Genomic DNA, 15,112 nt, shown 5'->3' on the forward strand with positions numbered 1-15,112 from the left:
CCCGGTTGGGAGGCCGCGCAGCCGGGCCGGCCCGATGCCCGGTAAACTTGATGATTGTGACTTCCCAAAACACCCCCTCGCCCAAGAACGCCCCGGAGCCGCTGGATGCCAGCGAGCAGATGCGGATCCGCATGGAGAAGCGCGCCAAACTGATCGAGCGCGGCGTTGAGGCGTACCCGGTGGGTGTGGAGCGGACGCATTCCCTCGCAGAGATCCGGGAAAAGTACTCCCACCTCCAGGCTGACGACACCACCGGCGACATCGTAGGCGTCACCGGGCGCGTGGTGTTCGTCCGCAACACCGGAAAGCTGTGCTTCGCAACCCTCCAGGAGGGCGGCACGGACGGCAAGGGGACCCGCCTGCAGGCCATGCTCAGCCTTGCCAACATCGGGGAGGAGGCGCTCGCTGACTGGAAGGCCCTCGTTGACCTCGGCGACCACGTATTCATCAAGGGTGAGGTCATCTCCTCCCGCCGCGGCGAGCTGTCCATCATGGCCGATTCCTGGTCCATGGCTTCCAAAGCGCTCCGCCCGCTGCCGGTGCTGCACGCCGAGCTGAACGAGGAAACCCGGGTCCGCCAGCGTTATGTGGATCTGATGGTCCGTGACGAAGCCCGTGAAATGGTCTACACCCGCGCGGCCATCACCCGCTCCATCCGCGAAACGCTGTTCCGGCACAGCTATGTTGAGGTGGAAACGCCCATCCTCAACCTGGTCCACGGCGGCGCGCTGGCGCGGCCGTTCGAGACCCACATGAACGCCTTCGACCAGAAGATGACCCTGCGCATCGCCACCGAGCTCTACCTCAAGCGCGCCGTGGTGGGCGGCATCGACCGCGTCTACGACATGGGCCGGGTTTTCCGCAATGAAGGCGTGGACTCCACCCACAGCCCGGAATTCACCACGCTCGAGTGCTACGAGGCGTGGGCGGACCAGTTTGTGATGGCCGAGCGAATCAAGGAGATCATCCTCGACGCCGCCGACGCCGTGGGTGCCGGCCGCGTCGTGCAGACCGAAGCAGGGGAGATCAACCTCGACGGCGACTGGGCCTGGGTCTCCGTGTACCCGGGACTGTCCGACGCCGTTGGGCAGGACATCACGCCGGACACTCCGCTGGAGGTGCTTCGCGCGATCGCTGAGAAGCACGAGGTCAAGGTGGACCCGAAGTGGGACGCCGAAAAGCTGGTGGTTGAGCTCTTCGGCGAAATCGTCGAGCCCACGCTGCTGAACCCCACTTTCGTTTACGACTACCCGCCGTCGGCCCAGCCGCTGGCCCGCCCGCACCGCAAGGACGGCCGGCTGATCGAGGCCTGGGACCTCATCATCGGCGGCATGGAGCGCGGCACCGCATTCTCGGAGTTGATCGACCCCGTCATCCAGCGCGAACGGCTCACCGAACAGTCCCGCCACGCAGCGGCCGGCGACGATGAGGCGATGCAGCTGGATGAAGACTTCCTGCGGGCGCTCGAATACGGTGCTCCTCCCATGGGTGGCATTGGCCTCGGAATCGACCGGCTGGTCATGCTGTTCACCGGTGCCGGCATCCGCGAAACCATCCTGTTCCCGCTGCTCAAGCCCGAGGGCCACTGATCATGGAGTACGTAGCTGTCCTGCTGCCCTCCCTCGTGGTGGGTTTGCTCTTCTGGTTCGCCATGAAAGCGATCTTTAACGCGGACAAGTCCGAGCGCCAGGCGGAGGCGCGTGCGCAGGCAGAAGCCGAGGCCCGGGCAGCAACTCCGGCGGACCGCAATGACCCCGAATCAAAAGATAAAGCCCCCTGATTTTCCTCATTTATCCCCAGTGGCCATTAGGCACTTTGACGCGTTGCCATAAAAAGAGTCATACTTTTTAGGAAACATCCTGCTTTTCTGAAAACCGAACCCTTTCCAAGAGGAAGTCTTTAAATGGCACAGAAAGTAAACATCATCCTCGTTGATGATCTGGATGGGGGATCCGCAGACGAGAATGTTAAGTTTGGCCTTGACGGGGTCAACTACGAGATCGATCTTTCCGCAGCGAATGCCGCGGAACTTCGCTCCTCACTGGAGCGTTTTGTCGGCGCAGCACGAAAGGCTTCCGGCGGCAGCGGCCGGACTGCCCGGGCAAAAGCGCCCACCGGCGGCCGCAGCCACGATTCGGCCCAGATTCGTCAATGGGCCCGCGAAAACGGCTACACGGTTAACAGCCGCGGCCGAATTCAGGCTGAAATCCAGGAAGCCTACCAAAAGGCCAATTCCTAGTTACGCCGGCACCTCACGTAATAAGCCCTGCTTCCTATTTTGGGAGCAGGGCTTTTTCGGTTGCGGGACTCAAATGGGCGGCACCGCCCGGTAACTGCTCCTGGCGCCATCGGGGTCTTTTGGAGGTGCCGGAACCTTCAAGGCCCGCGCCTTGCATCAAGGATCAGGACCCTGACGCGGCGGCGGCCGTTACTGAGGGTGCGGCTGATGTGACGCGCTCTTCCGTTCCCTCGAGAAAGAGGCTCCTGTGCCTCCTCATCGCCGTGATGGAAGCGCCCCCAAGGGGCTGTTCCAAATATTCCGTGAACACTGCGGTTTCCCCCGTGGCGAACACGCTCCACAAGTATGGGCTGGCCACGTAGCATCAAAGTACGTCGTAGCTAGGAGTGTGGCGAAATGTTTGAGCGATTTACGGACCGTGCCCGTCGCGTAGTTGTGCTTGCCCAAGAAGAGGCACGCATGCTGAACCACAATTACATCGGTACCGAACACATCCTCTTGGGTCTTATCCATGAGGGTGAGGGCGTTGCCGCCAAAGCTCTTGAGTCCTTGAGCATTTCGCTCGACGGCGTTCGCGAGCAGGTGCAGGAGATCATCGGGCAGGGCCAGCAGGCGCCGTCCGGCCACATCCCCTTCACCCCCCGTGCCAAGAAGGTGCTGGAGCTCTCGCTGCGCGAAGCCCTCCAGCTGGGCCACAACTACATCGGCACGGAGCACATCCTGCTGGGCCTCATCCGCGAGGGTGAGGGTGTTGCTGCCCAGGTGCTGGTCAAGCTCGGCGCCGACCTCAACCGGGTCCGCCAGCAGGTCATTCAGCTCCTGTCGGGCTACCAGGGCAAGGAAACCACCGGCGCAGGCGTTGGCTCGGGCCAGCCCGAAGGCGCTCCGGCAGGTTCCGTGGTGCTGGACCAGTTCGGCCGCAACCTGACCCAGGCTGCCCGGGAAAACAAGCTGGATCCGGTCATCGGGCGCGAGCAGGAGATGGAACGCGTTATGCAGGTCCTCTCCCGCCGCACCAAGAACAACCCGGTGCTGATCGGTGAGCCCGGCGTCGGTAAAACCGCCGTCGTCGAAGGCCTCGCCCAGGCGATTGTCCGCGGCGACGTCCCGGAGACCATCCGCGACAAGCAGCTCTACACCCTGGACCTCGGGTCCCTGGTGGCAGGCTCCCGCTACCGCGGTGACTTCGAAGAGCGCCTGAAGAAGGTCCTCAAGGAAATCCGCACCCGTGGCGACATCATCCTGTTCATCGACGAAATCCACACCCTCGTGGGTGCCGGTGCCGCCGAAGGTGCCATCGACGCTGCCTCCATCCTGAAGCCCATGCTGGCCCGCGGTGAGCTGCAGACCATCGGTGCCACCACGCTTGACGAGTACCGCAAGCACATCGAGAAGGATGCCGCGCTGGAGCGCCGCTTCCAGCCCATCCAGGTCAAGGAACCCTCTGTGGCACATGCCATCGAGATCCTCAAGGGCCTGCGTGACCGCTACGAAGCGCACCACCGCGTCACCATCACCGACGGCGCCCTGGCCTCTGCGGCCAGCCTCGCCGAACGCTACATCTCGGACCGCTTCCTGCCGGACAAGGCGATCGACCTGATCGACGAGGCAGGCGCACGGCTGCGCATCCGCCGCATGACCGCTCCGCCGGAGCTCAAGGCCATGGACGAGCGCATCGCCAAGCTGAAGATGGAGAAGGAGTCCGCGATTGATGCGCAGGACTTCGAAGGTGCAGCTGCGCTCCGCGACAAGGAGCAGAAGATGATCACCGAGCGTTCCGAGAAGGAACGCCACTGGAAGTCCGGCGGCATGGACGACATCTCAGAGGTGGATGAGGATCTCATCGCCGAGGTGCTGGCCAACTCCACCGGCATCCCGGTCTTCAAGCTGACAGAGGAAGAATCCTCGCGCCTGCTGAAGATGGAAGACGAACTGCACAAGCGCGTGGTGGGCCAGGACGAGGCCATCAAGGCACTGTCCCAGGCCATCCGCCGCACCCGTGCAGGGCTCAAGGACCCCAAGCGTCCCGGCGGCTCGTTCATCTTCGCCGGCCCCACCGGCGTCGGCAAGACCGAGCTGGCCAAGGCACTGGCGGAGTTCCTGTTCGGTGAAGAGGACGCCCTCATCACCCTGGACATGTCCGAGTACTCCGAGAAGCACACAGTCTCGCGGCTCTTCGGTGCCCCTCCGGGCTACGTCGGCTACGAGGAAGGCGGCCAGCTGACCGAAAAGGTCCGGCGCCGTCCGTTCTCCGTAGTGCTGTTCGACGAAGTGGAAAAGGCCCACGCGGACCTCTTCAACTCGCTGCTGCAGATCCTGGAAGACGGCCGCCTGACCGACTCCCAGGGCCGCGTGGTGGACTTCAAGAACACCGTGATCATCATGACCACCAACCTGGGCACCCGGGACATCTCCAAGAGTGTTGCCACGGGCTTCCAGTCCGGCACCGACACGCAGACCGGCTACAACCGGATGCGTGCCCGTGTCACCGAGGAGCTCAAGCAGCACTTCCGCCCCGAGTTCCTGAACCGTGTTGATGACGTTGTGGTCTTCCCGCAGCTGACCCAGGACGAGATCATCGAGATCGTGGACATGTTCGTGACCCGCCTGGAGAAGCGGCTCAAGGACAAGGACATGGGCATCGAGCTGACCAAGGCCGCCAAGGTGCTCCTGGCAACCCGCGGTTACGATCCCGCCATGGGTGCCCGGCCGCTGCGCCGCACCATCCAGCGCGAGATCGAGGATCAGCTCTCTGAGAAGATCCTCTTCGGCGAAATCCACGCCGGCGACATCGTCGTAGTGGACGTGGAAGGCGACGGCGACGACGCCAAGTTCACGTTCGCCGGCAACGCCAAGCCGCGTATCCCGGAAATCGCCCCGAGCGTCTAGTCTGCACAGCCAAAGCCCCGCCCGCTCCCCACCGGAGCAGGCGGGGCTTTCGCTTGTTAAGCTCCCATCCGTGGTTTAGTCCGGCGCTTCGTCCGTGGCTGGGTTCGCTCCCCGGCGGGGTTCGGCGCCGGACATCAGAGATTTCCCGGCGCCTGCTCGTTCCTCGCTTTGACGGCGCCTACATAAATCCCTGATGCCCGGCACCTCGTGGGGGGCGGCTGTGGGGAATCCCCAGGTTGAGCTCGCACGGGCGGCCCTTCCCCGCAGAACCGTTGCTGCCCAACACCGTTCATGCGGGGCAGGGCCGCACTTACGGAAAGCCTCCTGCTTCGGATCGTTTCTCAGGCACAAGCGAGGGCGCCGGGGCCGGAGCGGACTCAGCCGCGGGAACGCACCCGGTGCCGGACCGCGCTTGGCTACGAAGACAAATCCGGCTGAGCGTGGCGGTTGTGACGGGAAGCACAACTCGGGTTGAATCGGGGGCATGGCTAACTTGGAACCGGTGATCCCGGATGAGCGACCTTTGACCCCTTTTCACGATCTTGACCATTACCTCTCCATCCCGCGGGTAAGCGGGCTGGCTTTGAGCCCGGACGGAAGCAGGCTGGTCACTACAGTGGCCACCCTCAACGGCAAGGGCACCGAGTTTGCCACCGCGCTGTGGGAGCTTGATCCCGCCGGGCAGAAGCAGGCCCGCCGGATAACCCGCAGCACCAAGGGGGAGGCCGGGGCTGCGTTCGCAGCCAACGGTGACGTCTACTTCACCTCCGCGCGGCCCGATCCCGAGAGCCCCGAGGGAGACCCCGTCAACGCCCTCTGGCTGCTGCCGGCTGGCGGCGGTGAGGCCCGCGTGGTGCTCAACCGCCCGGGCGGTGTGGGCTCCGTGCTGACCGCCAGGAAGGCTGACGCCACCTTCGTGGTGGCGGAGGTCCTTGCCGGTTCTGCGGATGAGGAGGACGACGCCGAACGCCGCAAGTCGCGCAAGGACAACAAAGTCTCGGCCATCCTGCACAGCGAATATCCGGTTCGGTACTGGGACGCGGACCTGGGGCCGGGGCAGCCGCGGATTTTCGCCGTCGAGCCTGGAAAAGAGCAGGAACCCGGAAAGCCCGCCACTGTGGACGCAGCCGCCCCGTTGGCACTAAGGAACCTTACTCCGGAGGCGGGACCCCGGCTGCGCGAGGCCGAAACCGCCGTCAGCCCCGATGGGCAGACCATTTACGCGAGCTACGCCAAGCCGCTGGCGAAGGCGGACAGCCGCTCCATCCTCGTGGCTGTCGACGTGGCTTCCGGAACCACCAACGTGCTCCTGGACCAGGAGGGCATGAGCTACTTCCCGGGCCCCGTCAGCCCGGACGGCAACACCCTGGTGGTTGTCAGCGAGAGTGACAGCACCCCGCACCAGGCTCCCCAGGTCAAACTGCACCTCCTGGACGTATCGGAAGGGGTGGAGCGTGGAGCGGACCGGCTGGCGCCCCTGGCGCATGACTGGGACCGCTGGGCCAAGCCCGCAGCCTGGCTGCCGGACGGTTCCGCCCTCCTGGTCACCGCGGACGACGACGGCGCGTCGCCGGTTTTCCGGATCAGCGTCCCGGCGGCTGCCGCTGAAGTGAGTGTCACCCGGGTGACGCAGGACGCGTCGGCGTACACCGACGTCGTCATCTCGCCCGAGGGACGCCATGCCTATGCCCTCCGCAGTTCCTACGAGTTTCCCCCTGAGGCTGTCCGCATCGACCTGCAGACCGGGGAAGCGACCCGCCTCCCGGCCCCCGCAGACCGTCCCGCGCGGTCCGGCCGGCTTGAACGGATCGCGGCCACAGCTGCTGACGGTTCCCGGGTTCCGGCCTACCTGGCGCTGCCCGAAGGAGCGTCCGCGGAGTCCCCGGCCCCGATGCTCCTGTGGATCCACGGCGGCCCGCTGGGATCGTGGAATGCCTGGACGTGGCGCTGGAACCCGTGGCTGCTCACCGCCAAGGGATACGCGGTGCTCCTGCCTGACCCGGCGCTCTCAACGGGTTACGGCCAGAATTACATCCAGCGCGGCTGGGGTGCGTGGGGCAAGACGCCGTTCACGGACCTGATAGCGGCCACTGATGCGGCTGTCAGCAGACCCGATATCGATCCGGAACGCACCGCCGCCATGGGCGGCTCCTTCGGCGGTTACATGGCCAACTGGGTTGCAGGCCAGACGGACCGGTTCAAGGCCATCGTGACCCACGCGAGCCTCTGGGCGCTGGACCAGTTCGGCCCAACCACCGACGCCTCCCAATACTGGCTCAAGGAAATGACCGAAGAGATGGCCATGGAAAATTCGCCACATCTGCACGTCGAAAAAATCAGCACCCCCATGCTGGTGATCCATGGAGACAAGGACTACCGCGTCCCCATCGGGGAAGGGCTGCGGCTCTGGTACGAACTGCTGTCCAAATCACAGCTTGCCGCAGACCAGGACGGCCGGACCCCGCACCGGTTCCTATACTTCCCCGACGAAAACCACTGGGTCCTGCAGCCACAGCACGCGAAGGTTTGGTACGGGGTCGTAGAGCACTTTTTGGCCCGGAACGTCCTGGACCAGAATGTGCCTTTGCCTTCCGAACTGGGACTCTAGTCGCCTCCGGCTCCCGATTCCTGTCTGACGCTCTGATCGCCTCCGGCGGGGTCTGGCTGGGTCCGGCTCGGGGGCTGGGACATTTACCGCTTGCTGCTCCTCCGTCGCTCTGACGCAAGCTACATAAATGTCCCAGCCCCGTGCCTCTTGCCTAGGGTCGCCTGGGCAATGAGGCAAGATAGGCACCGCCTCCTTGTCGCCTTATGCCCGGGTCTGCGTTCGAGCCCTATCTCTCAGCTGCCGGATCGTTCGCGCCTTACTTTTTGTGAGTTAGGGGATGTTGACCTTTTGGCGCTCGGGGTCTTGCTGCTTGGGCGTCTTCTTTCCGCGGCCGTGCTTGAAGTGGAAGTAGGCGTAGCAGGCTGCTACGAAGGGGATTCCGAAGTAGAGGGCTGTCGCCTGGGTGGGGTCGAAGCCTATGCCTATCAGGGAGATGACGCAGAGGATAAACGCGGCCATGGGCAGCAGCGGGAACAGCGGCGCCCGGTAGGGGAGTGACGCCGTGTCCCCGCCCTCTCGGAGGAAGTTCCGGCGGTGGAAGAAGTGAGCCGCCGTGATGGACATCCAGACGCCCACCGTGGCGAACCCGGCAACAGAGACCAGGACCAGGTAGACCGTGGTTGGTGCCACCACGCTGCTGATCAGCGAAGCCAGGCCGCCCAGCATGCTCACACACAGGGCAAGCAAGGGAATGCCGCGCTTTGTGAGTTTCTGCAGGGCCTTCGGAGCGTGGCCTTCATCGGCCAGGGAAAAGAGCATCCGGGCGCACGAAAACAGGCCGCAGTTCCCGGCGGACAAAAGGGCCGTGATGATAACGAAATTCATGATGTCGGCCGCGTAGGGAATGCCAAGCTGTGCAAAGACGGTGACAAAGGGACTTTGTTCCAGGGAGGTTTCCGCGTAGGGCACCGTACCGGCGATAACAGCGATGGCCCCAACAAAGAAAATCATCAGGCGGATAACGGTGGTCCGCATCGCCTTTGGAATATTGACTGCCGGGTTGGCCGTTTCTCCAGCCGCCACCCCAATGAGTTCGGACCCTGAGAATGCATAGAAGACCGCAAGCGTGGTAATCAGGACACCCGTAATTCCGTTGGGGAACAGGCCTTGGGGCGTATTGAGGTTTTCGCCGAGGAACGGATAGCCATTTTCGGCCAGTGGATGAAAGCCGAGCAGTGCTGCACCGCCCAGGACAATCAACCCGATGACGGCTGCGACCTTTATCAGCGCGAACCAGAACTCCGATTCACCAAAGACCCGGGAAGAGATCGCGTTCAGCGTGAACAGCACGGCTGCAAAAATGAGGCACCAAATCCAGACATCCACCCCAGGGAACCAGCGCTGCATCAGAAGGCCGGCTGCGGTGAATTCCGAGCCCAGGGCAACTGCCCAGCAGAGCCAGTAAAGCCAGGCGGTGGCGAAACCGGTAGCTGGACCGATGGATCTGGCTGCGTAGATGTGGAACGCACCGGACACTGGGTACGCCACAGCCAATTCGCCCAGGCACGCCATGACCATGTACACCACCACGGCGCCGAGCAGGTAGGCGATGATCGCTCCGAGTGGCCCCGCCTGCGCGATGGTGTACCCCGAACTGAGGAACAAGCCGGACCCTATGACACCTCCCATGGCAATCATCACCAGGTGGCGGGCCTCCATGGACCGCCGAAGGCCCTGTTTTTCGTCGTGCACCAATGGTTCATCGGTCAGCGTGGGGGAGCCTATGGCCATTTTTCCTCCGGGTCGTGCGGCTGCACCTCTAAGGGTGACGTGGGTAACATCCGCAACACTGGTTGTTCGCAGTCCGCGTCCGCAAACGCTGCCGGATGTGAGCTCCTAACTCTTCGCTATCTGCCCCGCTTCGCACAGTTGAGGGTAAGCAAAACTTCATCTCAGCAGCCGTATGACGAAATCGGAGAGCTGAGTCCTGGGGGCGGCCGCGGGAACTAGGATTGCTCTGTGACCGAGTCCTTCCATATCCGCCCTGCCCGCACCAGTGATGTGTCCGCGATCAAGAAACTAGTTGCGCCGCTGGCAGAGCAACGGATTCTGATGGCCAAGGAGACGGTGGCCTACTACGAGAGCCTGCAGGAGTTCCGCATCGCCGAGGCAGACGGCGGCGACGTGATCGGCTGCGGAGCGCTCCACGTGATGTGGGAAGACCTGGCCGAGGTGAGGACCCTGGCTGCTTCCGAAGACTGGCGCGGTAGGGGCGTCGGCCACGTGCTGGTGGAGAGCCTGCTTGAGGAAGCCCGTGCTTTGGGTGTGGCACGCGTCTTTTGCCTCACCTTTGAGGTGGACTTCTTCAAACGCCACGGCTTCGAAGTAATGGCAGATCAATCGGCTGTGGACCCCATGGTGTACTCGGAGCTGCTGCGGTCCCATGACGAAGGCGTAGCGGAATTCCTCGATCTTGCGCGGGTAAAGCCGAACACCCTGGGCAACACCCGCATGATCAAGTTCCTCTGACGAAAACCCTGCCCGAACTCCTCTGCTAAAACTCCGGCCCGGACCGGCTCCCGGAAGCCCATTCCGACCGGCCCGCCAGCATCCCTTTTGCAGCCCAAAAATACAAAGATACCCGTCTGACCTGCTTGGTTTTACTCGATTTGATGGATAAACTTACTGCGGCCGGGTTGGGGGGCCCACGGAAAGGGACGGTCATTGGGGGCTGTCCCTTTTCTGCGTCTGCGCGAATCCGGACCCTACCGCCCCGCCATGGGCCGGTAGTAGGGTCAGACTGTCATCCTCCAGGAACCATGCCCAGGAGCAACGCCATGAAAAAGCTCATCAACGATCCAAGGTCGGTAGTTGAAGAATCGCTGCAGGGATTTGGCCAGGCACATCCAGAGCTCGTGACCGTCAATCCAGACCCCATTTTCGTCACGCGCAAGGACGCGCCGGTCAACGGGAAAGTGGGCCTGGTCTCCGGCGGCGGCAGCGGCCACGAGCCGCTTCACGCAGGATTTGTGGGCCGGGGAATGCTCGACGCCGCCGTACCGGGGGCGGTGTTCACCTCGCCCACGCCGGACCAGATCCTTCCCGCGACGCTCGCCGTGAACTCGGGTGCCGGCGTCGTCCATATCGTGAAGAACTACACCGGTGACGTCCTGAACTTCGAAACCGCAGCGGAACTCTCCGAAGCCGAGGGCGTGAACGTACGCACCGTCCTGGTCAACGACGACGTTGCAGTCGAGGACTCCCTGTACACGGCGGGCCGCCGCGGGGTGGGCGGAACCGTACTGGTGGAAAAGATTGCCGGGGCCGCCGCCGAACGCGGCGATGACCTCGACGCGGTGGCGGCAATCGGCGAGCGGGTCAACAGCCACGTCCGCACCATGGGTGTGGCCCTCACGGCCTGCACCGTTCCCCACGCGGGCAAGCCCAGCTTCGACCTGGCCGAGGACGAAATCGAGATCGGCATCGGAATTCATGGCGAGCCCGGCCGGCACCGCATCCCCATGGAAAACGCGGACGGCATCACGGACCGGCTGCTGGAGCCCGTGCTGTCCGATCTCGGCATCACGTCCGGGGACAAGGTGCTGCTCTTCGTCAACGGCATGGGCGGCACTCCACTGAGCGAGCTGTACATCGTGTACCGGCGGGCTGCGCAGGTGCTCGCGGACCGGGGCGCCGCCGTCGAGCGCTCCCTGGTGGGCAACTACATCACCGCCCTGGAAATGCAAGGCTGCTCCATCTCAGTACTGAGGCTGGACGATGAGCTCACTGAACTGTGGGACGCGCCGGTACACACCGCGGCCCTGCGTTGGGGCGTGTAGCCGTGGTCCTCGATGTGAACTGGACGGTGAAGTGGTTGACGCTGTGCGCGCAGGCCATGGCGGAGCACCGGGTGGAGCTGATCGAGCTGGACCGGGCCATCGGGGATTCAGATCACGGCGAAAACATGGACCGGGGTTTCCAGGCCGTCCTGGACAAACTGTCCGAATCACCCCCGGAAACCCCGGCCGCCGCATTGAAGCTCACGGCGATGACGCTCATGTCCAAAGTGGGCGGGGCCGCCGGTCCGCTGTACGGCACTGCGTTCCTGCGCGCTGCCACGTCCCTGGGTGACGCCGCCGAGATCGATCCTGCCGCCTGGGCCGGTGCCCTCACCGCAGCCCGGGACGGGATTGTGGCCCGCGGGAAAGCGGAGCCGGGGGACAAAACCATGGTGGACGCCTGGACGCCGGCGGCTGAAGCGGCCGGCAAGGCAGCCGGAAACGGCAGCACTGACCCGCTGACCGTCCTCGTCGCCGCGGCAGAAGCGGCCGAGGCCGGAGCAGTGGCTACTGACCCACTGGTGGCGCGGAAGGGGCGGGCAAGTTACCTGGGGGAGCGGAGCGCCGGGCACCGCGATCCCGGCGCGGCTTCCAGTGCCCTGATCATGCGTGCAGCGGCGAAGGCGGCTGCGTGACCGTCAGCATCGTGGTGGTGTCCCATAGTGGAAAGATTGCCGACGGCGCCGCGGAACTTGCCGCGCAAATGGCGCCTGACGTCGTTATCCTGCCAGCGGGCGGCACCACTGACGGCCGGATCGGCACCAGCCTGGAGAAGGTCATGGCCGCACTGGACCAGGTGCCCAACGGCGGTGGTGCCGTGATCCTCACTGATCTGGGATCCGCCGTGATGACCGCGGAGTCAGCCCTGGAATTCGCGGAGAACCCCGAAGATGTGTTGCTGGCGGACGCGCCCCTGGTGGAAGGGCTGGTGGCCGCTGCCGTCGCCGCCCAGGGCGGCGGCGATGTGCAGGCGGTCAGGCGGGCAGCGGAAGCCGTCCGCGGCCCCGCCCGGCACTCCGAAAGCCCTGCGGTCCAGGAGGTGGCGGAAGGTTCCGTCACCGGTTCCGGGCCCGATTTTACCGGCGACTTTGAGCTCATCAACCAGGCAGGCATGCATGCGCGGCCAGCGGCCAAGATCGCCGGCGGCCTGTCGTCCCTGGACGCGGAAGTCCAGGTCAACGGCGTGGATGCCACCTCCATGACAGCGCTGATGACCCTGGCGGCCGGCAAGGGATCAGTGCTGCATGTTCAAGCCTGGGGTGCGGACGCCGAACGCGCCGTGAACTACGTTGGCGGGCTGGTGCAGGCCGGCTTCGGCGAGCCGTAAGCCCAACCGCGATCGACTGCACAAATCCGGATGATGGCCGGGCGGTGTGTTCGCAGGGCCGGAGCGGACTGCTGCGAATATGCTCGATGCCATGGAACGGCCGGACCTTGAAGACACCACCCCCGATATCGAAGTGCTCGAGGGGCAAATGTCCGTTGAGGAGCTCCTCGCCGACCTTGGCTTCGAATGGCTGCCGGAAGGAGCGGCGGGAGCCGGACCCGAAGCTTCATCCGGGGAGGACTTTGGCCAGCCCGCCCTGTTCCAGCTCTAGTTCCAGGATCAGCCCTGTTCCCGCAGCCCAGCGGCGTCAAGGAGCACGGACGCAGATATGAACCGGCCGCACTGCTCGCCAAACGGGTAGTCGCCGCGCGGGCGGAAATCGATGGTCCGCACGGGCAGTGGTGACCCGTCCGGTGCCGTGGACGTTGCGGTGACCGACATGGGGGATTCGGTCAGGCTCTCCAGGAACAGTGTGGCGATCTTTGTCCCGTCCGGGGATGAAGTGGCCGAGCAGACACCCTCTGGCGTGCAGCCCTGGTCGACCGATGCACTGCCAGGGCGCAGCTCCACGTCTTCTTCCTCGCACTGCCCGTCCTGGCAGGCCTTGAGGTGCAGCTTCTCCACCTGCGGCGCGTAGTCCGCCGCGACTGTGACCGATACAGCTGTGGCCTGGGCGATGGCCGGGCAGGGCACTGCACCGGGGCCCGGCCCGCACGCAGTGGCGAGTCCCGCCGTCGTTACCAGCGCCAAAAGCAGTCCGCGCTTGCCCATACTTCAGCGTAAAGCCGGGCGCCGTGCCTGCCTGCGGTCAGGGTTGAAGTGATGCAGACATCGTTATGGTGGCCACACTGCAGGGTCTAACCGGGGAGCCGGTATCCGCCGTGCTGCACTTCGGCCAGGCCGTCGGCAAGCAGCCCCGCCAGCGCCCGCTCCAGCTGCTCCGGGGCGGAGTTGAGCCTGTGCAGGGCTGCCAGGGGCACCCCGATCCCCTCCGGCGCAAAGCCCAGGTCCGCCGGCTCCCGCTGGAACATCTCCGCCGGCACCGGCGCCTCGGCCTCGCGCAGCACGGCCATCACGGCTCCGCGAACCTGGCGGTCGGTGCCGTGCCACGCCTGTCCCTTCGGGATGTACGACGGCGGCGGCTCACCTGCAGCGCGCCAGGCACAGGAGTCCCGGACCGGGCAGTCACCGCATTTGGGTGCGCGGGCGGTGCAGACGAGAGCCCCCAGCTCCATCACTGCAGCGTTCCAGCGCACCGATGTGCCGTCGTCGTCCGGAAGGAGCCCGGCCGCGAGGCGCATCTCCGCGGCGGTCAGCGCCGGAGCGGGGAGCGCCACGCCGGAGATCAGCCTGGCGTGTACCCGGCGGATGTTGGTGTCCACTACGGTTTCGCGGCGCCCGTAGGCGAAGGCCGCAACCGCCGCGGCCGTGTAGCTGCCCACTCCCGGCAACGCCAGTAGGTCGGCGTAGTTGTCCGGAACCTTGCCGTCGTGATCCTTGGCGATCGCAACCGCTGCCGCGTGCAGCCGCAGTGCACGGCGCGGATAGCCCAAACGACCCCAGGAACGCACTGCCTCTCCTGCCGGCTCGCCGGCCAGCCCGGCCGGGGTGGGCCAACGCTGCAGCCATTCACGCCAGACGGGCAGCACCCGGACCACGGGGGTCTGCTGCAGCATGATTTCACTGACCAGCACACCCCATGGAGAGCAGGCGGGCTCCCGCCAGGGCAGGTCGCGGGCAATGCCGGCGAACCACGCGTTGATCCGGGAATGCAGCTCCTGCAGTTCCGGCTCCGAAGGCAAACGGGCAGGCGCGGCGGTGGTTAAGGCTTCAGTATCGATCCCAACACTGTAATGGATCAGATTCCGGAGCCCGAAACGGGATATGGCCCTGCCGCCTGGCTGGATGTGACCAGAGCGATGGGGCTGCCGGCGGCGTGGTGGCAAAGCAGATCGGCAGCGGTTCTCTAGCCTAGGAGGATGGGCAGGCAAGGCAATTCATCACGTGGCGGGACGACGGCATCCGGATCCAGCATGATCCGCAAGCCGAGCCCTGCCGTGTACCGCCGGCGCCGGCTGTTCCTGGGTGCGGCCTTGCTGCTGGTGATCGCAGTGGTGGTGGGCGGATTCTCCCTCGCCGGCGCCTTCAGCGGCGGGTCCGAACAGGCATCATCAACCGACCCGGCCGCCGGCGCAACCGCGTCCGTTGACCCCTCCGGCCAGGCATCGCCGTCGGCCTCTGCTCCCGCACCCACCCCGACGGCGTCACCC

The 15,112-nt window shown here is 64.9% G+C and carries 13 protein-coding genes and 1 pseudogene; 11 read left to right on the plus strand and 3 right to left on the minus strand.

All coding sequences use genetic code 11. The annotated features are described in order from the left end of the window. The first annotated feature begins 50 nt into the window (after positions 1 to 50). The 5 genes from lysS (at position 51) to FNL14_RS01770 (ending at position 7,736) form a co-directional block, all read left to right on the plus strand. The gene (gene lysS, locus FNL14_RS01750; RefSeq protein ID WP_142057150.1) at positions 51 to 1,589 is read left to right on the plus strand and encodes a lysine--tRNA ligase; all 1,539 of its coding nucleotides are present in this window, start codon (positions 51 to 53) and stop codon (positions 1,587 to 1,589) included. 2 nt (positions 1,590 to 1,591) lie between these two features. Next, the gene (locus tag FNL14_RS01755; protein WP_142057152.1) at positions 1,592 to 1,780 is read left to right on the plus strand and encodes a hypothetical protein; all 189 of its coding nucleotides are present in this window, start codon (positions 1,592 to 1,594) and stop codon (positions 1,778 to 1,780) included. Positions 1,781 to 1,903: 123 nt separating this feature from the next. Beyond that, a complete protein-coding gene (locus tag FNL14_RS01760; RefSeq protein ID WP_142057154.1) occupies positions 1,904 to 2,239 on the plus strand; it encodes an Lsr2 family protein in 336 nt (111 codons plus the stop codon). Between the two features lie 396 nt (positions 2,240 to 2,635). Continuing rightward, positions 2,636 to 5,128 carry an ATP-dependent Clp protease ATP-binding subunit gene (locus FNL14_RS01765; protein WP_091420356.1) on the plus strand — a complete coding sequence of 831 codons (2,493 nt, stop codon included), beginning with the start codon at positions 2,636 to 2,638 and terminating at the stop codon, positions 5,126 to 5,128. Positions 5,129 to 5,612: 484 nt separating this feature from the next. Continuing rightward, positions 5,613 to 7,736 carry an alpha/beta fold hydrolase gene (locus tag FNL14_RS01770; protein ID WP_142057156.1) on the plus strand — a complete coding sequence of 708 codons (2,124 nt, stop codon included), beginning with the start codon at positions 5,613 to 5,615 and terminating at the stop codon, positions 7,734 to 7,736. A 270-nt stretch (positions 7,737 to 8,006) separates the two neighbouring features. Here FNL14_RS01770 and FNL14_RS01775 read toward each other — a convergent pair whose 3' ends face one another. Beyond that, a complete protein-coding gene (locus FNL14_RS01775; protein ID WP_181762515.1) occupies positions 8,007 to 9,467 on the minus strand; it encodes an amino acid permease in 1,461 nt (486 codons plus the stop codon). Between the two features lie 228 nt (positions 9,468 to 9,695). Between FNL14_RS01775 and FNL14_RS01780 the strand changes: the two genes are divergently transcribed. From FNL14_RS01780 to FNL14_RS01800, 5 genes are all read left to right on the plus strand, one after another. After that, complete coding sequence (locus FNL14_RS01780) at positions 9,696 to 10,205, plus strand: amino-acid N-acetyltransferase (RefSeq protein ID WP_142057158.1); 510 nt, start codon at positions 9,696 to 9,698, stop codon at positions 10,203 to 10,205. A gap of 308 nt (positions 10,206 to 10,513) precedes the next feature. Further along, positions 10,514 to 11,515 carry a dihydroxyacetone kinase subunit DhaK gene (gene dhaK, locus FNL14_RS01785; protein WP_142057160.1) on the plus strand — a complete coding sequence of 334 codons (1,002 nt, stop codon included), beginning with the start codon at positions 10,514 to 10,516 and terminating at the stop codon, positions 11,513 to 11,515. A gap of 2 nt (positions 11,516 to 11,517) precedes the next feature. Then, the gene (dhaL, locus tag FNL14_RS01790) at positions 11,518 to 12,150 is read left to right on the plus strand and encodes a dihydroxyacetone kinase subunit DhaL (RefSeq protein ID WP_142057162.1); all 633 of its coding nucleotides are present in this window, start codon (positions 11,518 to 11,520) and stop codon (positions 12,148 to 12,150) included. Next, complete coding sequence (dhaM, locus tag FNL14_RS01795) at positions 12,147 to 12,842, plus strand: dihydroxyacetone kinase phosphoryl donor subunit DhaM (protein WP_142057164.1); 696 nt, start codon at positions 12,147 to 12,149, stop codon at positions 12,840 to 12,842. Before dhaL ends, dhaM begins: the two co-directional genes overlap by 4 nt. A 91-nt stretch (positions 12,843 to 12,933) precedes the next feature. After that, positions 12,934 to 13,113 (plus strand): hypothetical protein, encoded by a 180-nt coding sequence (locus tag FNL14_RS01800; protein WP_142057166.1) that lies wholly within the window; start codon positions 12,934 to 12,936, stop codon positions 13,111 to 13,113. An 8-nt stretch (positions 13,114 to 13,121) separates the two neighbouring features. Here the strand turns inward: FNL14_RS01800 and FNL14_RS01805 are convergent, their stop codons facing one another. Both FNL14_RS01805 and FNL14_RS01810 read right to left on the minus strand, forming a co-directional pair. Continuing rightward, positions 13,122 to 13,613 (minus strand): hypothetical protein, encoded by a 492-nt coding sequence (locus FNL14_RS01805; protein ID WP_142057168.1) that lies wholly within the window; start codon positions 13,611 to 13,613, stop codon positions 13,122 to 13,124. An 86-nt stretch (positions 13,614 to 13,699) separates the two neighbouring features. Further along, a complete protein-coding gene (locus tag FNL14_RS01810; RefSeq protein ID WP_142057170.1) occupies positions 13,700 to 14,644 on the minus strand; it encodes an A/G-specific adenine glycosylase in 945 nt (314 codons plus the stop codon). A gap of 231 nt (positions 14,645 to 14,875) precedes the next feature. Between FNL14_RS01810 and FNL14_RS01815 the strand changes: the two are divergent. Then, positions 14,876 to 15,112 (plus strand): annotated as a pseudogene (locus FNL14_RS01815) (hypothetical protein); the annotation flags it as partial.

The sequence above is a fragment of the Pseudarthrobacter sp. B4EP4b genome (assembly GCF_006680095.1).
In the GTDB taxonomy this organism is placed as follows: domain Bacteria; phylum Actinomycetota; class Actinomycetes; order Actinomycetales; family Micrococcaceae; genus Arthrobacter.